This is a genomic window from Kumtagia ephedrae (assembly GCF_003012745.1).
GTDB lineage: Bacteria > Pseudomonadota > Alphaproteobacteria > Rhizobiales > Rhizobiaceae > Kumtagia > Kumtagia ephedrae.
On record NZ_PXYK01000016.1, the window covers coordinates 80,187 to 98,479 of the forward strand.

Here is an 18,293-nt window from a genome sequence, read left to right on the forward strand (position 1 = left end):
GAAAGATCGCTATACGAGTGTCGAGGAACAGGTCGAACACGGGCTCGACACGATCCCGGAAGATCGCGTCGTTTCAGTTCCGCTGCGGGATCTGATGTACGCCTTCGAAACCCTTGGTGAACTCGTCCGCTTTTTCCACCAGCCGCTGCATTGGCAGTCGCGCGAGGACGTTGCCGAGTTTATAGGGAACAAGGACAGTGGCGCGTTGCATGTCATCTTTGAAAGTTATTATCGCAGTTTGAGAGACGCCCTGCCGCCGGACATCGAAGCTGCGTTTGATACCGACCGTTTCAACCTATATCGGGGCAAAACCGAACATCGGGAAGAAGCAATGGAAGCCACCACCTATCCCGTCACCCGCACCGATGCCGAATGGCGCGCGCTGCTCACCCCAGAGCAGTATGCCGTCATGCGCAACCATGGCACCGAGCGTCCCGGCAGTTGCGCGCTGCTCCACGAGAAGCGCGCCGGCACCTTCCGATGCGTCGGCTGCGACCAGCCGCTGTTCGAATCCAAGCTGAAGTTCGAGAGCGGCACCGGCTGGCCGAGCTTCAACGATCCGGTGCCGGGCTCGGTGGAGACGACGGTAGACCGCAGCTACGGCATGGTGCGCACCGAGGTGCATTGCGCGCGCTGCGGCAGCCATCTCGGCCATGTCTTCGAGGACGGCCCGCCGCCGACCTATCTGCGCTACTGCATCAACGGCGTGGCGCTGGATTTCGAGCCGGCGCAAGCGGATTGAGCGGGTACGCGGCCGTCCCGCTGCGGATTTCCATCAGAGGACAGGTGCGATGGCCCATTTCATCTGCGTGACCTGCGGCGTCCAGTTCGCCGAGAGCGAGACGCCGCCGGCCCATTGCCCGATCTGTGAGGACGAGCGCCAGTGGGTGCGCTGGGAGGGCCAGGCCTGGACGACCGCGGAAGAGGTCGCGGAGAAGCACAGGCTGGCGATCCGCGAGGACGCCGGCGTGCTCGCCTTCGGCATCGAGCCGCGCTTCGCCATCGGCCAGCGCGCCCTGCTGGCCGAGACGCCGCACGGCAACGTCCTGTGGGACTGCATCAGCATGGTCACCGACGAAGCCGTGGCGGAGATCGAGCGGCGCGGCGGCCTCTCCGCAATCGCCATCTCGCACCCGCACTATTATTCGGTGATGATCGACTGGAGCCGCGCCTTCGGCGGCGTGCCGATCCATATCCACGAGGCGGACCGGCAATGGGTGATGCGCCCCGACCCGGCGGTGAAATTCTGGAGCGGCGAGCGCTTCGCCCTCAATCCCTCGCTGACGCTGGTGCGCTGCGGCGGCCATTTCGCCGGCGGGCAGGTCCTGCACTGGAAGCGCGGCGGCGGCGACGCGGTACTCTCCGGCGACATCCTGCAGGTCGCGCCGACGCGACGGCGCGTCTCCTTCATGTACAGCTATCCCAACCAGATTCCGCTCAACGCCCGCGCCGTGCGGGCCATCGAGTCGGCGCTGGCAGGGTTCGAGTTCAAGGATATTTACGGCGCCTGGTGGGGCCAGAACGTTCTCGGAGAAGGACGGGCGGCGCTTGCCGCTTCGGTCGAGCGCTATCTCGCGGCGATCGCGGATTGAGGATCAGATCAGCGTCGCGACGATCAGCCAGAAAACCGCGCCCATCTGGTAAGCGAAGGCCGTGCCGCCGCCCCGCCGCTCGGCGGTCCGCCACACGGCGAAGGTCAGGAACAGGTTGTAGGGCAGCGCGGCGAAATGCACGGCAAGCGCCGCCGGCAGCGGCAGCCCTGCCGCCAGCAGGACCAGCGACGCCGCGGTGGTAGCAAGGTTGATCGCAGTGCCGATCACCACCATGTCGCGCCAGAACAGCCGCTTCAGCGGCACATTTCCGCGCCAGCGCGCGGCGAAGAATCCGGCTAGCCCGGCTTTCGGGTGCCCGATGTCCTCGCCCGCTTCCATTTCGCGGCTCCCGCTCATCCGACGTTGAGGTCGCGCCCGGCGGAGCGGATCGACACGGAGAAGCCGGCAAGCACGTCGATCAGCGCGATCACCGTCAGCGTGAAGAACACGGGATGGGCGGCACCGCGCACCAGCAGGAATTCGACGAGGAAGGCCACGAACACGAAGGTCGACAGCAGATGGTCGATGATCGAGGCGTTCGTGCTGCGCGTCGATTTCATCATCTCGACGAACAGCAGCACCAGCGCGGCGACGACCAGCAGGTCGCCGGCCGACATGGTCCAGACCCCGCCCGACATCATGGTGACCGAAAAGAGCTCTCCGCCGAACGGGTCGGCGCCGCTGCCGCCGAACAGGCCGGCGAGGCCGAGATTGTAGATCAGGAAGGGGATGATGAGCAGCGGGACCATGCCCAGCATGTCGGATCTCCTCGGCATCGACGGCCGGTATTTCGAGCCGCATGCTCCCGCCGTCAAGTCCGAATGCCGTCAGGCGGTCTCAAATACAAAAAGACCGGCGCGAGGCCGGTCCTTCGGACGTTCGCCTGGAAGAAAGCCTCAGCTTTCCTTCGGCTCCAGCACCTGGCGGCCGCGATACATGCCGGTCTTCAGGTCGATGTGGTGCGGGCGGCGCATCTCGCCGGAATTCTTGTCCTCGACATAGGTCGGGGCCTTGAGCGCGTCGGCGGAACGGCGCATGCCGCGCTTGGACGGCGAGGTCTTTCTTTTTGGCACAGCCATGGACGTATTCCTTCGGTCAATGGGCCGGGCTGCTCAGGCAAAGGGAGCCGCGCGTTCCGGGCCGGAATGAGAAATCCGGCGAGCCTATACACGCGCTGAACGGCTTTGGCCAGCCTTCCCCGCTGCTTTTTTTGCCGCTGGATCAGCTCACGCAGTCCACATAGCCGCCGGCCCTGGCGGCGCGGCGCTGGATGAGATTGGCGACCCGTCTCAGCCCGGCCGACGGCTTGGCCGGATTGCGCATGACCGGATTGGGCAGGGTGGCTGTAAGCAGCGCCGCCTGCCGGGCGGTGAGATTCTTGGCCGAAACCCCGAAATGATGCTGCGCGGCCGCCTCGATGCCATAGATGCCCGGTCCCCATTCGGCGATGTTGAGATAGATCTCCATGATCCGCCGTTTCGGCACGACCAGGTCGAAATAGCCGGCGAGCGGCAGTTCCACCACCTTGCGGACGAACGAGCGGCTGTTCCACAGATAGAGGTTCTTCACCGTCTGCATGGTGATGGTCGAGGCGCCGCGTGTCGGCTCGCCGGCCAGCGCGTCGTTGACCACGCCGCGCAGCTCGCCGAAATCGATGCCGAGGTGACGGCAGAACTGGCCGTCCTCCGACATGATCACCGAGTTGACGAGCACCGGCGCCACGTCTTCGAGCGGCACCCAGCGCCGGTCGTAGCCCTGCAGGGTGACGAGGTCGGCAAGCATCAGCGTCGAGACCGGCCGGACGAAGGACGGCAAATAGAGAATTGTCAGCACCACCGGGATCAGCGCGACGATGACGGCGAGCTTGGCGATGCGGCGCAGCCACAAGCCGATGCCGCGGCGTGAGCGGCTTGTGCCCTTCCCTGCCAGCTCCAATCCCTCGGTTTCCGGTTGAACGGTCTCGTCCAAGCCCACCCCGTCCTCGCTCGCTTCCTCCGGAATAAAGATGAGTTGCGGCGAGCGCAACGCCCGAAGCCGCCCGCCCGGCTTGACCGCCACCGTATATTGCCTAAACGGGGCGGCATGACGATCCCGCCCCCACTTTCCTTCGAAGAGCGTCTCGACCGCCGCGCCCGCGAGATCGAGGCGCTGCTCAGCCGGCTGCTCGACGACAAGGCGTCGGACGGCGAGATCGCCCGGCCGGCCGCCTTGCTTGCCGCCATGCGCCATGGGGTGCTCAACGGCGGCAAGCGCCTGCGCCCGTTCCTGGTGCTGGAAAGCGCTGCCCTGTTCGGCCACGACGGCGAGCCCGCCATGCGGGTCGCCGCCGCGCTGGAATGCGTCCACTGCTATTCGCTGATCCATGACGATCTGCCGGCCATGGACGACGACGATCTGCGGCGCGGCCAGCCGACGGTGCACCGCGCCTTCGACGAGGCGACCGCGATCCTGGCCGGGGACAGCCTGCTGACGCTGGCCTTCGACATTCTTTCCGACGTTCCGCCAGCCGCGCCGCGCGAGGCCGCGACGGCCGCAGCAAGGCAGCTGGAGCTGGTGCGCGGGCTGGCCCGCGCCGCCGGGCCGGGCGGCATGGCCGGCGGTCAGGCGCTCGACCTGCAGGCGGAGAAGGCCGCCCCGGACGAGGCCGGCATCATCACGCTGCAGACGATGAAGACGGGCGCGCTGATCCGCTATGCCTGCGAGGCGGGCGCCATCGTCGCCAACGCCTCCCCGGCCGACCGCGAGCGGCTGTCCGAGTTCGGTGCGGCGATCGGGCTTGCCTTCCAGCTCGCCGACGATCTGCTCGATGTCACGGCGACGGCGGAAGCCATGGGCAAGGCGACGCGCAAGGATGCCGCGGCCGGCAAGGCGACGCTGGTCGCCCTCCATGGCACCGATTGGGCGCGCCGGCAGCTTGGCGGGCTGGTCGCCCAGGCGCAGGCTCTGCTGGAGCCTTATGGCGAGCGCGCCGCCGTGCTCAGCGCCGCCGCCGCCTTCATCGCCGACCGGGAGAACTGAACGGGGATCAGCCGACCACCCAGTCGAACGGCACCGCTTGCGTGGTCGGCACCATGCCAGGCTGAATGCCGCCGGTGCCACTCGCGCCTTTGACCGGCGGCATGTCGATCTGCGAGAGCGTGGCCACCAGCCGCCGATGCCCCGAATTTGCAACCGCCACCCAAAGAAACAGTTTCCTGTCGCTCTGATCCCAGTCCCATTCGCCCTGGTCTCTTCCCGTTCGACAGAGCAGGCCAGCGTGCCCCACCAGGCGCACCGCGTCCGAAAGGTCCACGTCAGAATGGCCCTGTCGGCACAGCCTCGCAAGTCCCGATCCGACTTGAAGGACAAAGGGCCGAGGCCGCCTCCCGAAACGGTTTCTTAAGGGGAATAAAGCGTAATCGACGCCGGGGCATTTTAAGCATTTCGGGGTTGGGCGTGCCGGGCTACGCGACATTCGTGCGATCGATCAGGACACGCTATCTCTCGGGGCTGGTGCTGTTCGCCGTCAGCACGGCCGCGATCATGATCCTGCTCGACAGCCTCAACGACTACCGACGCGACGTCGACCGGCTGGGGCTCGACCTTGCCGTGCTGGCGCGCGACCTGAACAGCGCCGCCGCCTTCGCCGAAGGCGCGAGCACCGCCTGGCGGGAGCAGACGCGGGCCGACCTGACCGCCGCCGCCGCCGGCCATGCGTCGCGGCTGGCCGTCGCCATCGACGTTCTCGACACGGAACTCGACGGCGTTCGGCCGGACTTCTCCCCTGGCGTCGCCCGCGAGATCGACTCGGCCGCGGTCAACGGGGACCTGTTCTGGTCGGCGCGCGACATGGTGCGCAATCTCGGTCTGCTGGCTGGCGCCAAGCAGCTCGACGAATGGAGCTCGCGCGAGATCCGCAACCAGAACGCGCTGTTCGCCCAGCCTCTTCTGGCGCGGGCACGCGCCGCCCTGGACGCCGAGCGCAGCACCGTCGCGGCGCATGCCGACCGGCTGCTCGTCTATTCGAGCCTGCTGATGCTGGGCGTGCTCGCCTTCGTGGCGCTCTGGATATTTCGGCCGATGGAGAACGCCATCCGCCGCGCCTTCGCCGAATCGGCCCGCTCGCTGGAGCTCGCCGAAGCCGCCGACCGCGCCAAGTCCGAATTCCTTGCCAATATGAGCCATGAGATCCGCACGCCGATGAACGGTGTGCTCGGCATGGCCGAGCTGCTGGCGAGGACCGATCTCACACCGCGGCAGAAGACCTTCACCGACGTCATCGTAAAGTCCGGCAATGCGCTGATCACCATCATCAATGACATCCTCGACTTCTCCAAGATCAATGCCGGGCAGCTGACGCTCGATCCCGCCCCCTTCGCCATCGCGGAGGCGGTGGAGGACGTGGCGACGCTCGTCTCGAGCCGGGTGGCGGAGAAGAACCTCGAGCTGATCGTGCGCGTCGATCCGCGCCTGCCGACGCATGTCGTCGGCGATGCCGGCCGCTTCCGCCAGATCGTCACCAATCTCGTCGGCAACGCGGTGAAGTTCACCGAGCGCGGCCATGTGCTGGTCGACGTCTCCGGCGACGTGGTCGGCGGCACCGTGCAGATGAGGCTGCGCGTCGAGGACACCGGCATCGGCATTCCGGCCGAGAAGCTGCAGGGCGTGTTCGAGAAATTTGCCCAGGTCGACGGCTCGTCGACCCGCCGCCACGAAGGCACCGGGCTCGGCCTGGCCATTGCCGCCCGCCTCGTCGACCTGATGGGCGGCCGCATCGGCGTCGAGAGCGAGATCGGACGCGGCTCGGTGTTCTGGTTCACGGTGTCGCTGCCCGTCCACGAGGCCGGCATCGCGGCCGATCCCGTCCCCGTCGACATCACCGGCGCGCGCGTCCTGGTCATCGACGACAACCCGGTCAACCGCGATATCCTGGTCGAGCAGCTGCGCAGCTGGGGGTTCGACTGCGCCGCGGCGGAGAGCGGCGCGATCGGCCTCGCCTTCCTCGATCGCGCCATGAAGCTCGGCGCCTCCGTCGACTGCATCATTCTCGACTACCAGATGCCGGGCATGAGCGGCAGCGACGTGGCGCGCGCCATCAGCGCCGACCCGCGGCTGGCGATGATTCCGGTCGTGCTGCTGACCTCGGTCGACCAGATCGATTATGCCAGGCTGATCGTCGAGTACGGCATCGCCGCGCACCTCACCAAGCCGGCGCGCTCGGCGCAATTACTCGGCACGCTTGTGGCGACCATCCAGAAGGCGCGGATGCGCGACGGGGTGCCGGCACAGTTCGTGCGCGAGGCGCCCCCGCAGCCGCGGCGCGAAGCCGCTGCCTTCACCGTGCTGCGCGCCGCAAGTCCGGCCCAGGAGCTGCCGACGGCTTCTCCGGCCGTCCCCGTCGACATTCTGGTGGCGGAGGACAACGAGGTGAACCAGCTCGTCTTCGGCCAGATTCTCAGCGGCCTCGGCCTGACCTACCGCATCGCCGGCAACGGCCGCACGGCGGTCGAGATGTATCGCTCGCTCAACCCGAAACTCATCCTCATGGACGTCTCCATGCCGGAGATGAACGGCTACCAGGCCTGCCGCGCCATCCGCGAGATCGAGGCCGCCTCGGGCACCCGCATCCCGATCATCGGCGTCACCGCCCATGCGCTCAAGGGCGACCGCGAAAAATGCCTCGACGCCGGCATGGACGACTACCTGCCGAAGCCGGTGTCGCCCGACCGTCTCGGCGCCAAGATCGGCACATGGCTCGGCGAGACGGCTATGGTCAGGACGGCCTAACGCCGGCGAGGCCGCTCTTCACCGGTTGCGCAGCACCACGCAGGCGCCGCCTGCCGACCGCAGCGTCGCGCAGATGCGGTCGGCCGCCGCGCGACTGTCGGCGCCGATGCGCACGGCATAGATGCCGCGCCGCCCGCGCGGGCTGCGCACCCGGCTGACCACCGGGTCGGCGCCCTTCAGCACGGACTTGAACCGAGCCGAGATCCGCTGCCACTGCCGGATCGCAGCGGCGCGGCGGAAATTGCCGGCCACCTGGATGCCCCACGGTTTCGTCACGATCGTCGCCATGGCGATCGTCCGGGCATAGATGGTTCGCATTTGGCGGCAGGCTTCGCCGAACGGCAGTTTGGGGTCAAGCGGCCGCACCGTGCCGGCATAGTCGCGCGCGGTGAAGTTGTCGGCCGGCTCGCCCATGATGTCGAGCACGTACTCCTCGGTCTCGAGCGGCAGGAAGCCGCCCGAGGCGAGCCAGCGCGACACGCGGGTCTCGCCGGCATTGTAGGCGGCGGCCGCCAGACCGAGATTGCCGAAGCCGCGCTTCAGCTCGGCCAGATAGCGCGCCGAGGCGGGCAGCGCCTGCGCGATGTCGAAGGAATCGGCCAGCCCGCGCATCTTCGCTGTTCCCGGCATGAACTGGGCGATGCCCTCGGCGCCGACCGGGCTGACGGCGTTCGGATCGAAGCGGCTTTCCTTCCAGATCAGCCGGGCGAAGAAGTCGCTGGGCAGGCCGTTCGAGCGGGCATGCAGGTCGATCAGGTCGCAGATGCGGGCGGTGGTGACGATGCGCGACTTCGGCGGGTCGGCGAGGGCGGGGGTGCAGGAGAGAAGGAGGGCAGCCGCACACGATGCCAATCCTTTGCCTGGCCTCGTCGCACCCCCCCCTGTCCTACCGGACATCTCCCCCACAAGGGGGAAGATGGGCAGCTTCGGCGGTGCGGCTTCTTCTGCACCGCTAGCGATTGGCGAAACCGAAGCGGGCAGCCAATCTCCCCCCTTGTGGGGGAGATGTCCGGCAGGACAGAGGGGGCCCAAGTAGGGCGCCGGAGGGCAAAGATCGCGCCCAAGCATCGACACGACGGACAAGACGGCCCGCCGCAGCACGGCTACTCCGCGGCCTGCCTGCCGCCCTGTCCGAAGCGGGCCTCGATATAGTCGGCGACCATCTTCTCGAACTCGGCGGCGATGTCGGCGCCGCGTAGCGTCGCCGCCTTGCGGCCGTCGATGAACACCGGCGCCGACGGCGTCTCGCCGGTGCCGGGCAGCGAGATGCCGATGTCGGCATGCTTGGATTCGCCCGGGCCGTTGACGATGCAGCCCATGACGGCGACCTTGAGCTCCTCGACGCCGGGATATTTGTCGCGCCACAGAGGCATGTTCCTGCGCAAATCGGCCTGGATGTTTTGCGCCAGCTCCTGGAACACCGTCGAGGTGGTTCGGCCGCAGCCGGGGCAGGCGGCCACCACGGGCACGAACTGGCGGAATCCCATGGTCTGCAGCAGCTCCTGCGCCACCTGGACCTCGCGGGTGCGGTCGCCGTTCGGCTCGGGCGTCAGCGAGACGCGGATGGTGTCGCCGATGCCCTGCTGCAAGAGGATGCCCATGGCGGCGGACGAGGCGACGATGCCCTTCGAGCCCATGCCGGCCTCGGTCAGGCCGAGATGCAGCGCGTGATCGCTGCGCCCGGCGAGCGCGGTATAGACCGCGACCAGATCCTGCACGCGGCTCACCTTGGCCGACAGGATGATCCTGTCGCGCGGCAGGCCGATCTCCTCCGCGGCTTGCGCCGACAGCAGCGCCGAGCGCACGATCGCCTCGCGCGTCACCTCGTCGGCGGTCAGCGGCGCGCCGGCCGCCTGGTTCTCGTCCATCAGCGCCGTCAGCAGCTCCTGGTCGAGCGAGCCCCAGTTGACGCCGATGCGCACCGGCTTGCCGTAGCGGATCGCCGTCTCGACGATGGCGCCGAACTGCCTGTCCTTCTTCTCCTTGAAGCCGACATTGCCGGGGTTGATGCGGTATTTCGCCAGCGCCTCGGCGCAGGCCGGATGGTCGGCCAGCAGCTTGTGGCCGATATAGTGGAAGTCGCCGACCAGCGGCACGTCGAGGCCGAGCCGCTCCAGCCGCTCGCGGATGCGCGGTACGGCGGCCGCGCTCTCGTCGCGGTCGACGGTGATGCGCACGATCTCCGAGCCCGCCTTGGCGAGCGCGGCGACCTGCGCGACGGTGCCGTCGACATCGGCCGTGTCGGTGTTGGTCATCGACTGCACCACCACGGGGGCGCCGCCGCCGACCGTCACGCCGCCCACGTCCACGCCGACGGAACGCCTCCGCGGCAGGGGAGAGGATTGATATCCGGTCATGGCCCGGGCGCCTCGTGGGAAGATGGAACCGGCCATGAGGTGGCGGATGCCGGCCGCCTTGTCAATGGCGTGGGGTGCCGCACGGTACGTCGGGGGGTGTGCGATGGGCGGCGCTTAGCGGCATGGTTGCGTTCGAAAACCGCGATTCCAGGCCGCAGCGCCGGAAACGGATACGAGGTGGCGATCATGGCTTAAGCCGCCGGGTGGGGTTGTCGCCCAGCATCGCGGCGAGCCGGCTCGTGGCAATCGACGAGACGTGCGACCGCCTTCGCCGGACGCCGCCGCATGTGCGTCCTGAAATCCATTGCTTCCAGCTCGCCTGCATCCTGGAGGCACCGTGAGGCGGCGGCTGGGATGACGGCCCGGACTCTTCGGTGCCGCCTCAGCTCGGATGCAGCACCGCGCCGCCGCAGACGGAGATGACCTGTCCCGTCACGTAGCCGGAGAGGTCCGTCGCCAGGAATTCCAGCACGTTGGCGAGGTCCTCGGTCTGTCCGAAACGCCTGAGCGCGATGGCCTCGAGCTGCTCCGGCGTGCCGATCCCCATGGCGGGGTCGAGGCGCTTCAGCCGCTCGGTCTCGACGATGCCCGGCGCGATGGCGTTGACGCGGATGCCGTAGGGGCCGAGTTCGGCGGCAAGCGCGCGGGTGAGATAGGCGACGCCCGCCTTGGCGGCGCCGTAGACCGCCAGATTGCCGCCTTCGAGCAGCGAGATGCCGGTCTGCGACGAGATGTTGACGATGATGCCGCTGCGCTGCGCCTTCATCGCCGGGGCGGCCGCCGCGCAGCAGAGCTGGGTGGCCTTCAGGTTGACGCCGATCAGGTAGTCGAAGCCGTCGGGCGTCGTCTCGGTCGCCAGCGTGCCGCTGCCGCGCGCCACCGCCACGCCGGCATTGTTGACCAGGACGTCGAGCCGCCCGAACGCCTCCAGCGTGGCGGCGACGAGGCGCTCCGCCTGCTCGGGCTGTCTGAGGTCGCCCTCGACGCCGAGCGAGTGGCGCCCCAGCGCCTCGACCTCCGCCATGACGCTCGCCGCCGTCAGTTCCTCGCCGATGCGCGCCGCGCCCTGCAGGTTGAGGTCGGCGATGACGACGTCGGCGCCGAGCCGCGCCAGCCTGAGCGCATAAGCGTGGCCGAGGCCGCGCGCCGCGCCGGTGACGATCGCCACCTTCCCCTTCAGCGGTTCGGGCATCTCGAAGCTCCTCAGCGGTGGAACACGACGGACTGATCCAGCTCGGCGCGTCCGACCCGCGCCCTGTTGGCGGCCACGCCCCCGTCCTCGTAGCCAAACGAAATGCCGAAGATCAGCCGGTTGGACGGCGGCAGGCCGAGATGCTCGCGGATGATCGTCGGGTAGAGGCTGAGCGCCCCCTGCGCGCAGGAGGCGATGCCGCGCGCCGTCATGGCGAGCATCAGCGTCTGCGCATAGATGCCGAGGTCGACCGCCTCGCGCTCCTCGAACGCGCCATGCATGAAGACCAGCACCGCATGCGGCGCGCCGAAGAAATTCAGGTTGCGTCGATAGGCCCAGTCGCGGCGCGGCCGGTCGTGGCGCTCGATGCCCATCGCCCCGTAGAGCTGGACCGCCGCGTCGACCTGGCGCTCGCGGTAGACGCCGGTGAACCTGCGGTCGGCCGAAAAATCCGGATCGGGCGGGATGCCCGCCTCCGACGCGGCCACCATCCTTTCGCCGAGCGCCCGCAGGCTCTCGCCGGACAGAACATGCGCGATCCAGGGCTGGATGTTGCAGTTGGACGGTGCGGCCTGGGCAAGCTGGAAAACCGCGCGTATGGTCTGTTCGGGCACCTCGGCCGGGAGATAGCCGCGGACCGAACGCCGCAGCGCGATGGCCTGGTCGAGAGGCATGGCCGCTCCGTCGTGGTTCATCGCATCCCGCTCCGCTCGGCGATCGCCATGCCGCGCCGGGCATAGGCCCCTGCCAGGAACCGGCCGACCCGCGCGGAATCCGGCAGCGTGCTGTTGCCCTGCTCGCCGCGCACCGCGACGCCGGCGCTGCCGACGGCGCCGCGGAACATGGCGAAGACGCGGTGGAAATCCGTCATCCGTTCCGAGCTGCCTGCATCGGCGTAATAGGCGGCGAGATAGTCCTCTTCGGCCGGGATGCCGAGCCCGGCAAGATCCTCGCCGAGCAGGCCGCCGTTCTCGTCGGCGCCCATGTGCCAGGCCTGGGTGTTGAAGGCGACGTCGACCAGCGGATGGCCGAGCGTCGACAGCTCCCAGTCGAGCACGCCGGCGACGCGCGGCTCGGCCGGGTGGAACATGACGTTGCCGATGCGGAAGTCGCCGTGGCACAGCGCCAGCAGCTCGCTGTCGGGAATGCGCGGTTCCAGCCAGGCAATCATCCGGTCGAGATCGGGATTGTCGTCGTCGCCCTTGCGATACTGCGCCCAAAGCTGCGACCAGCGGCTGATCTGGCGCCGGAAATAGTTGCCCTCGCGGCCGTAGTCGCCGAGGCCGGCGGCGCGGAAATCCAGCCGGTGGATCTTCGCCATGGTCTGGCACATCGTTGCGTAGAGCGCCGCCCGCTCGGCCGCCGGCAATCCCGGCATTGCGTAGGCGGTGAACACCCGGCCTTCGAGCCATTCCATCAGGTAGAAAGGCGTGCCGAGCACGGACGCATCCTCGTGATAGTGATAGGCCCGCGGCACCGGAACGTCGGTCTGCGCCAGCGCCTTCAGCACGCGGAACTCCCGGTCGATGGCATGCGCCGACTTCGCCAGCTTCATGCGCGGCTGCTTGCGCAGCACCGCGCGCCAGCCGTCGGCGTCGACGAAATAAGTGGGGTTCGACATGCCGCCTTCCGTCGGCCGGATCGCCAGCGCGCCGATGGCGCGGCCGAGGAAGCCTTGCAGGAAGCCGCGCAGCGCGTCCGGCTCGAAATCCGGCGCGGCCGCGGGTGTCACGCGGGCGTTCACGAAGCCTTCCCGCCGAAGCCGAACAGCGCATGCGCGATCCGCCGCTTCTGCACCTCCTCCGAGCCCTCGGTGATCTTGTAGCGGCGGTGGTGGCGGTAGATGTGCTCGAACGGCATGTGGCGGGAGTAGCCGAGCCCGCCATGCACCTGCATGGCGAAGTCGGCCGCCCGGCACACCAGGTCGTTGGCCTTGTAGTTGCAGATCGAGACCTCGTGCGAGAACGCGGCCGGGTCCTGCCGGTCCATCTTCCAGGCCGTGCGGAATATGTAGTTGCGCACCGTCTCGCAGTCTGCATGCAGCTCGGCCAGCGGGAACTGGATCGCCTGCCGCCTGGCCAGGGGCTCGCCGAACAGCACGCGCTCCCTGGCGTAGTTGACCGCCTGCTCGATGCAGTAGCGCGCCGCGCCGGCGCTCGCCGCCGCCTGGCGGATGCGGTTCTCGTGGATGAACATCATGGCGATCTGCAGCCCTTCGCCCTCCTTGTGCAGGATCGCCGTATCGGGCACGCGCACGTCCTTCAGCTCGACCTCCGAATGGTCGGTCGGCATGTTGAAGGTCCAGTGGTTCATCACGATGGTGTGGCCGGGCGTGTCGGTCGGCACGATGAAGGCGGTGATGCCGCTCGCCTCGCCGTCCCTGCCGCCGGTGCGGGCGAAGACGAGGTTGGCCTCGGCCCGGCCGACCTGGGAGTTCCAGCGCTTGCGCCCGTTGATCACCCAGTGGGCGCCGTCCCGCACCGCGCGCGTCTCCAGCCAGGTCGCGTCCGAGCCGTGGTTCGGCTCGGTCAGCGCGAAGCTCAGGTGCCGCCTGCCGGTGATGATGCCTTCGATATAGACCTTCTGGTCCTTGGTGCCGTAGCGGGCGATGGCCGGCACGATCGGAAAGTTACCGACGATCGAAGACTCGTCCTGCAGGTCGTTGTGCAGGCCGAGCCCCTTGGCGGCGAGATGCTCGCGGATGGCCGCATTCATCAGATTGCCGGCCGCCTGGCCGCCGCAGCTTTCGGGCAGGCAGAGCCGCAGGTGCCCGGCCTTGTCCGCCCGCCGCTCCATTTCGGCGATCAGCGCCCGCCAGGCGTCGGCCGGCCGGCCGTCCTCCTCCCAGTTGGTGCGCGCCCATTCGCGCCGGTGGTCGAAGAACTGCATGTTCTCGCGCTCCAGCGGCCTGATCTCGGCCTCGATGAAGGCATCGAGCTCGGCGAGCTTGTCGACGATCGTCCGCGGCAGGTCGAAATCCATCTTCACGCCTTTTCCATGGGAGAGGGGGCAGCCGTTCGGCGGGGCGTCAGGCGTCGGCGTATTTCGCCGCCTTCTCCCGCAGCACGAATTTCTGGATCTTGCCGGATGCGGTGCGGGGCATGGCGTCGAGCACCTCGACGGCCTCGGGCCAGTACTGCTTCGCCGCGCCGCTCTTCTCCATCCACCGGCGCAGCTCGTCCAGGGTGAAGGCGCCGCCGTCCTTCAGCACGACGAAGGCGCAGCCGCGCTCGCCCATGCGCTGGTCGGGATAGCCGACCACGGCCGCGTCGGCGACCCGCGGGTGGCGGTAGAGGATCGATTCGATCTCGACCACCGGCACGTTCTCGCCGCCGCGGATGATGATGTCCTTGGTGCGCCCGTCGATGCGGATGTAGCCTTGCTCGTCCATGTAGGCGAGATCGCCCGAGTCGAACCAGCCTTCGGACCCGCGCCCGTCGAGGCCGGGCTTCCTGTAGTAGCCGAGGAACTGCTGGGCGCCGCGGAAATAGAGCCGCCCGGTCTGCCCGGCGGGCAGGGGCTCCAGGTTTTCGTCCGCGATGAGCACTTCGACGCCGTCCACCGGCCGGCCGTCGCTCGACACGGATTTCACCGAGGCACGTTCCGGCTCGGTGAGCGAGCCGCCGAGGCTTTCGGTCATCCCCCAGCACGAGGAGACGTTGAGCCCCAACAGCTTTCGGGCGTTCTCGATGATGACGGGCGGGATAGGCGCGCCGGCGCACAGGAACGTGGCCAGCGGGGCTTTCTGCGCGCCCTCTTCGATCAGACGAACGATATCGGCGAGGAACGGAGTCGCGGCCGCCATGTGGGTGATGCCCTCGCGTGCCATGATCGCTACGCCGGCCTTGGGTTCCCAGATGTCGGGGAAGACGACGGTGTTGCCATGGTACAGCGCCTGGACCATCACGGCGGCATAGCCGGTCATGTGGCCGAAAGGGGTGGACCCGAAATGGATCACGTCGTTGCCATGACCGAGACGGGTGCCGAGCGCCTTGGCGCAGGCGACCAGCGTGTTGAAGGCGTGCATGACACCCTTGGGCTCGCCCGTCGTGCCGGAGGTGTACATCAGCACCGCCAACTCGTCCGGTGCCTGCGGGGTGCCGGCGGAGGCAGGGACGGCTGTCGCGCCGGAATTCATCACCAGCCCGTCAAAGGAGCGCGCAGCTTCGCCATCGACGACAATGATGTGCTGCAGCTTCGGCAGTTCCGGCTTGAGGCCGTCGAGCATCCTTTCGAAGTCGTGGCCCCGGAACGTTTTCGGGATGAGGATGGCCTTGGTGTCGGCGAAGCCCAGCATGAAGCGAAGCTCGCGTTCCCTGAAGATGTGCATCAGCGGATTGCACACCGCGCCGATGCGCGCCAGGGCATAGGCCGAGACCACGAACTCCCACCAGTTGGGCAGCATGAGCGCCACGATGTCGCCCTTGCCGATGCCCATCGCCCGGAAGGAGCCCGCTGCCTTGGCGACCGCGTCGCCGAGCTCCCGGTAGGTCATCACCTTGGCCGGAGCGTCGAAACCCTTGTCCATGCGGTAGGCGACCAGCGCCTTCTTGTCCGGATTCCGGGCAATGGCTGCCTCCAGCAGGTCGTCGAGCGTCTTGTCCTGCCACCAGCCCTCGGCCCGCATCCGCTTTGCGTGGGCCGCGAAATCGAAGCCTTCGGCCATGCCTGTTCCTCCCGATATCCCGAGCGGCCGGCTTCCTCTCTCCAGCCGCGCGGTACATTATAGTAATCTAGATTATCATACAAAACCACATGAAATTGGAATCCGTCAAGCGGGAGGGGCACGGCGGTCCGGATGGAGGGCAGGAGATACCTAATAGATGAACTTCCCGGCCGGATGCGTCGCCGAAATCCCTCCGTCGACCGGGATGAGCTGACCGTCGACGTAGGCGGCGTCGTCGGAAGCAAGGAAGGCAACGACGGCAGCCATATCCTCGACATGGCCCGGCCGCTGCATCGGCGTCAGCCTGCCGAGCCGGTCTTCCTTGCCGTTATCGCGCGCCCAGTCGAACATCGGCTTGGTCAGTCCCGTCTCGGTCAGGCCGGGAAGGATGGCGTTGACGCGCACCTTCTTGCCGGCGAAGGCGCAGGCGGCCGTCATCGTCAGGTGGTTCACACCCGCTTTCGCCGCGCCATAGGCCTCGGTGCCGCCGCGGGCGCGCAGCGACCCGGTGGACGAGTTGAGGATGATCGAGCCGCCGCCGTGCTCGGACATGTACCTGCCCGCCAGCTTGCAGGCGACGAAGGCCGTCACGACGTTGTCGCGGAACATGCCTTCCCATTGCGCCACGCTCTGCTCCAGAAACGGTTTTACCGAATCCGTGTTGCCGGCATTGGCGAAGAAGATGTCGAGGCCGCCCAGCTCCCTGACGCACAGCTCGATCGCGGCACCGATTCCTGCCTCGTCCGCTGCGTCGGCCACATGGTGGATGCAGGTGCCGCCCGCCTCGCGCGCCGCATGCACGGTCGCCTTTAGCGGATCCTCGCGCCGGCCGACGACCAGCACGCTGGCGCCTTCGGATGCCAGGCGCAGCGCGCTGGCGCGCCCGATGCCGCTGCCGCCGCCGGTGATGATCGCGCGGCGCCCGTCCAAACGTCTCATGGCTGTCCTCCCGTCGCCGGGCAGACCATGCCCGTGTTGCGGAATGCTATTGTAAGGTACGTAAGATGAAAGTAAACTAGCTATACATTTTCCGGAAGGAGAAGCGATGACGGGAAAGCTCGACCATATCGGCATCTTCGTGGAGAGCTTGGAGCGGGCGGTTCCGTTCTACGAGACGCTGATCGGCCGCGGCGCCCCGGTCATCCGCGAGGTCCCGGAACTCGGCCTGCGGCTCGCCTTCTTCACCCGGCAGGGCGGCGAGATCGTCGAGCTGGTCGAGGCTTCCGGCAGGACGGAGATGAAGCATGGCGACGTCGTCGTCGCCCTGGAGGTCGACGACCTCGAAGCCGAGATCGCCAGGCTCCGGGCGGCCGGCATCAAGGCCTACCACCAGAAGCCGACCGACAACCTGCCGCTGCATCGCGGGTGGATCACCAAGGGCGACGGCCACGGCACCATCATAGAGCTCTGTCCGAAGGGGGAGGTGGCCCGCTTCGTCGCCGGGGGCGCAGGCGGCGCGGTCGCCGGCTGAGGACGTCCGTTACAGGTCCCGCCGCGCCAGCGAGCGGCAAACCATCCGACTAGGGAGTTCAGTGCATGACCGGACCACTCGCCGGAGTGAAAATCGTCGAGCTGGCCGGGCAAGGGCCGGCACCCTTCGCCGGTGCGCTGCTCGCCGATTTCGGGGCCGACGTGGTGCTGGTCGACCGCCCGCCGGGATCGGGCTGGGCGCCGCAGGTGCCGCGGAAATACGATTTCTACATGCGCAACAAGCACTCCCTCGGCCTTGACCTGAAGGCGGAGCGCGGCGTCGCCACGGCCAAAGCGCTGATCGGCAAGGCCGACGTTCTGATCGAAGGCTACCGGCCCGGGGTCATGGAGCGGCTGGGCCTCGGGCCGGCGGAATGCCTCGCCCTCAACCCGCGCCTCGTCTATGCCCGCATGACCGGCTGGGGCCAGGAAGGGCCGATGGCCCAGGAGGCAGGCCACGACATCAACTATCTCGCCCTCACCGGGGCCCTGCACGCGATCGGCCCCGCCGGTACGCCGCCGCCTCCGCCGCTCAACCTCGTCGCCGATCTCGGCGGTGGCGCCATGTTCCTGGTCGCCGGCATTTTGATGGCGCTGATCGAGGCCAGGGCGACGGGCAGGGGTCAAATGGTGGACTGCGCCATGCTGGACGGCGTCGCGCAGCTGATGTCGGCCTTCCAGGCGTTCCGCCAGCAGGGAAGCTGGTCGGAGAACCGCCAGGACAACATCGTCGATGGCGGCGCGCCGCATTACGGCACCTACGCGACGAGCGACGGGCTTTACATATCGGTCGGCGCCATCGAGCCGCAGTTCTACGTCAATCTCGTCAAGGCGCTCGGGCTCGATCCCGCGCAACTGCCGGACCGCGACGACCGGCGCAACTGGCCGCTGCTGCGGCAGCGCTTCGAAAAAATCTTCGCCACCAGGACGCGCGCGGAGTGGGACGAGCTCATGAAAGGCCGCGACGCCTGCTTCGCGCCGGTGCTGTCGATCGACGAGGCCTGGGACCATCCGCAGATGCAGGCGCGGCGAACATTCGGGCAGATGGGCGGGCTACGCTATCCCGCCCCCGCGCCAAGATTGTCTGGCACACCGGGGCGCCTGCGCAATCCGCCGCCGGAGCCGGGCGCCGACACCGCCGCGGTGCTGGCCGACTGGGGCGTAGCGGCCTCCGCGGCGCAGCCAGGACATCCGGTCCGGTCCGCCGGCAGATCGGCAGCGGGATCAAGCCGCACCTGGAAATGATCATC

General features: G+C 68.1%; 19 protein-coding genes. 6 read left to right on the top strand and 13 right to left on the bottom strand.

Translation table 11 applies throughout. The annotated features are described in order from the left end of the window. The first annotated feature begins 331 nt into the window (after positions 1–331). Positions 332–742 (top strand): peptide-methionine (R)-S-oxide reductase MsrB, encoded by a 411-nt coding sequence (gene msrB / locus C7I84_RS17090; RefSeq protein WP_106773483.1) that lies wholly within the window; start codon positions 332–334, stop codon positions 740–742. Between the two features lie 49 nt (positions 743–791). Continuing rightward, positions 792–1,592: an MBL fold metallo-hydrolase gene (locus tag C7I84_RS17095; RefSeq protein WP_106773422.1), complete on the top strand. Its 801-nt coding sequence runs from the start codon at positions 792–794 to the stop codon at positions 1,590–1,592. 3 nt (positions 1,593–1,595) lie between these two features. On the opposite strand, the gene C7I84_RS17100 is transcribed toward C7I84_RS17095, so the two are convergent. From C7I84_RS17100 to C7I84_RS17115, 4 genes are all read right to left on the bottom strand, one after another. After that, on the bottom strand, positions 1,596–1,931 hold the full coding sequence (locus C7I84_RS17100; protein ID WP_106773423.1) for a hypothetical protein: 336 nt from the start codon (positions 1,929–1,931) through the stop codon (positions 1,596–1,598). Positions 1,932–1,945: 14 nt separating this feature from the next. Then, positions 1,946–2,350 (bottom strand): hypothetical protein, encoded by a 405-nt coding sequence (locus C7I84_RS17105; RefSeq protein WP_106773424.1) that lies wholly within the window; start codon positions 2,348–2,350, stop codon positions 1,946–1,948. A gap of 138 nt (positions 2,351–2,488) precedes the next feature. Continuing rightward, positions 2,489–2,671: a 50S ribosomal protein L32 gene (gene rpmF / locus C7I84_RS17110; protein ID WP_006203806.1), complete on the bottom strand. Its 183-nt coding sequence runs from the start codon at positions 2,669–2,671 to the stop codon at positions 2,489–2,491. Positions 2,672–2,813: 142 nt separating this feature from the next. Further along, a complete protein-coding gene (locus C7I84_RS17115; protein WP_245428479.1) occupies positions 2,814–3,560 on the bottom strand; it encodes a biosynthetic peptidoglycan transglycosylase in 747 nt (248 codons plus the stop codon). Between the two features lie 114 nt (positions 3,561–3,674). Here C7I84_RS17115 and C7I84_RS17120 point away from each other — a divergent pair, with 114 nt between their 5' ends. Beyond that, on the top strand, positions 3,675–4,610 hold the full coding sequence (locus tag C7I84_RS17120) for a polyprenyl synthetase family protein (protein ID WP_245428475.1): 936 nt from the start codon (positions 3,675–3,677) through the stop codon (positions 4,608–4,610). 7 nt (positions 4,611–4,617) lie between these two features. On the opposite strand, the gene C7I84_RS29725 is transcribed toward C7I84_RS17120, so the two are convergent. Then, entirely contained in the window at positions 4,618–4,884 is a 267-nt protein-coding gene (locus tag C7I84_RS29725; protein ID WP_133170109.1) for a hypothetical protein, read from the bottom strand. A 143-nt stretch (positions 4,885–5,027) separates the two neighbouring features. On the opposite strand from C7I84_RS29725, the gene C7I84_RS17125 reads away from it, so the two are divergent. Further along, positions 5,028–7,358, top strand: coding sequence for a response regulator (locus C7I84_RS17125; protein ID WP_106773486.1), 2,331 nt, complete (start codon positions 5,028–5,030; stop codon positions 7,356–7,358). Positions 7,359–7,376: 18 nt separating this feature from the next. Here the strand turns inward: C7I84_RS17125 and C7I84_RS17130 are convergent, their stop codons facing one another. From C7I84_RS17130 to C7I84_RS17165, 8 genes are all read right to left on the bottom strand, one after another. Continuing rightward, entirely contained in the window at positions 7,377–8,210 is an 834-nt protein-coding gene (locus C7I84_RS17130) for a lytic transglycosylase domain-containing protein (RefSeq protein ID WP_245428476.1), read from the bottom strand. Positions 8,211–8,461: 251 nt separating this feature from the next. Continuing rightward, a complete protein-coding gene (gene ispG / locus C7I84_RS17135) occupies positions 8,462–9,715 on the bottom strand; it encodes a flavodoxin-dependent (E)-4-hydroxy-3-methylbut-2-enyl-diphosphate synthase (RefSeq protein WP_106773425.1) in 1,254 nt (417 codons plus the stop codon). Positions 9,716–10,097: 382 nt separating this feature from the next. Continuing rightward, positions 10,098–10,907 carry an SDR family NAD(P)-dependent oxidoreductase gene (locus C7I84_RS17140; protein WP_106773426.1) on the bottom strand — a complete coding sequence of 270 codons (810 nt, stop codon included), beginning with the start codon at positions 10,905–10,907 and terminating at the stop codon, positions 10,098–10,100. Between the two features lie 11 nt (positions 10,908–10,918). Continuing rightward, positions 10,919–11,602, bottom strand: a complete 684-nt coding sequence (locus C7I84_RS17145; protein WP_207771016.1) for a nitroreductase — start codon at positions 11,600–11,602, stop codon at positions 10,919–10,921. Continuing rightward, positions 11,599–12,651 (bottom strand): phosphotransferase family protein, encoded by a 1,053-nt coding sequence (locus C7I84_RS17150; protein WP_106773427.1) that lies wholly within the window; start codon positions 12,649–12,651, stop codon positions 11,599–11,601. Before C7I84_RS17150 ends, C7I84_RS17145 begins: the two co-directional genes overlap by 4 nt. Continuing rightward, on the bottom strand, positions 12,648–13,889 hold the full coding sequence (locus C7I84_RS17155; protein WP_106773428.1) for an acyl-CoA dehydrogenase family protein: 1,242 nt from the start codon (positions 13,887–13,889) through the stop codon (positions 12,648–12,650). The genes C7I84_RS17150 and C7I84_RS17155 overlap by 4 nt, the downstream gene beginning before the upstream one ends. A 46-nt stretch (positions 13,890–13,935) precedes the next feature. Continuing rightward, entirely contained in the window at positions 13,936–15,573 is a 1,638-nt protein-coding gene (locus C7I84_RS17160) for an AMP-binding protein (protein WP_106773429.1), read from the bottom strand. A 150-nt stretch (positions 15,574–15,723) separates the two neighbouring features. Then, positions 15,724–16,512 carry an SDR family NAD(P)-dependent oxidoreductase gene (locus C7I84_RS17165; protein WP_106773430.1) on the bottom strand — a complete coding sequence of 263 codons (789 nt, stop codon included), beginning with the start codon at positions 16,510–16,512 and terminating at the stop codon, positions 15,724–15,726. 106 nt (positions 16,513–16,618) lie between these two features. On the opposite strand from C7I84_RS17165, the gene C7I84_RS17170 reads away from it, so the two are divergent. After that, positions 16,619–17,044: a VOC family protein gene (locus C7I84_RS17170; protein ID WP_106773431.1), complete on the top strand. Its 426-nt coding sequence runs from the start codon at positions 16,619–16,621 to the stop codon at positions 17,042–17,044. Positions 17,045–17,109: 65 nt separating this feature from the next. Beyond that, positions 17,110–18,288 carry a CaiB/BaiF CoA transferase family protein gene (locus tag C7I84_RS17175; RefSeq protein ID WP_106773432.1) on the top strand — a complete coding sequence of 393 codons (1,179 nt, stop codon included), beginning with the start codon at positions 17,110–17,112 and terminating at the stop codon, positions 18,286–18,288. The last annotated feature ends 5 nt before the right edge of the window (positions 18,289–18,293 follow it).

Excerpts from the sequence above, each read along its gene's own strand:
- C7I84_RS17155 (WP_106773428.1), bottom strand. The coding sequence starts at position 13,889 with ATGGATTTCGACCTGCCGCGGACGATCGTCGACAAGCTCGCCGAGCTC.
- C7I84_RS17145 (WP_207771016.1), bottom strand. The coding sequence starts at position 11,602 with ATGAACCACGACGGAGCGGCCATGCCTCTCGACCAGGCCATCGCGCTG.
- C7I84_RS17170 (WP_106773431.1), top strand. The coding sequence starts at position 16,619 with ATGACGGGAAAGCTCGACCATATCGGCATCTTCGTGGAGAGCTTGGAG.
- C7I84_RS17165 (WP_106773430.1), bottom strand. The coding sequence starts at position 16,512 with ATGAGACGTTTGGACGGGCGCCGCGCGATCATCACCGGCGGCGGCAGC.
- ispG (WP_106773425.1), bottom strand. The coding sequence starts at position 9,715 with ATGACCGGATATCAATCCTCTCCCCTGCCGCGGAGGCGTTCCGTCGGC.
- C7I84_RS17120 (WP_245428475.1), top strand. The coding sequence starts at position 3,675 with ATGACGATCCCGCCCCCACTTTCCTTCGAAGAGCGTCTCGACCGCCGC.
- C7I84_RS17175 (WP_106773432.1), top strand. The coding sequence starts at position 17,110 with ATGACCGGACCACTCGCCGGAGTGAAAATCGTCGAGCTGGCCGGGCAA.
- C7I84_RS17100 (WP_106773423.1), bottom strand. The coding sequence starts at position 1,931 with ATGGAAGCGGGCGAGGACATCGGGCACCCGAAAGCCGGGCTAGCCGGA.
- msrB (WP_106773483.1), top strand. The coding sequence starts at position 332 with ATGGAAGCCACCACCTATCCCGTCACCCGCACCGATGCCGAATGGCGC.
- C7I84_RS17095 (WP_106773422.1), top strand. The coding sequence starts at position 792 with ATGGCCCATTTCATCTGCGTGACCTGCGGCGTCCAGTTCGCCGAGAGC.
- C7I84_RS17160 (WP_106773429.1), bottom strand. The coding sequence starts at position 15,573 with ATGGCCGAAGGCTTCGATTTCGCGGCCCACGCAAAGCGGATGCGGGCC.
- C7I84_RS17140 (WP_106773426.1), bottom strand. The coding sequence starts at position 10,907 with ATGCCCGAACCGCTGAAGGGGAAGGTGGCGATCGTCACCGGCGCGGCG.
- rpmF (WP_006203806.1), bottom strand. The coding sequence starts at position 2,671 with ATGGCTGTGCCAAAAAGAAAGACCTCGCCGTCCAAGCGCGGCATGCGC.
- C7I84_RS17105 (WP_106773424.1), bottom strand. The coding sequence starts at position 2,350 with ATGCTGGGCATGGTCCCGCTGCTCATCATCCCCTTCCTGATCTACAAT.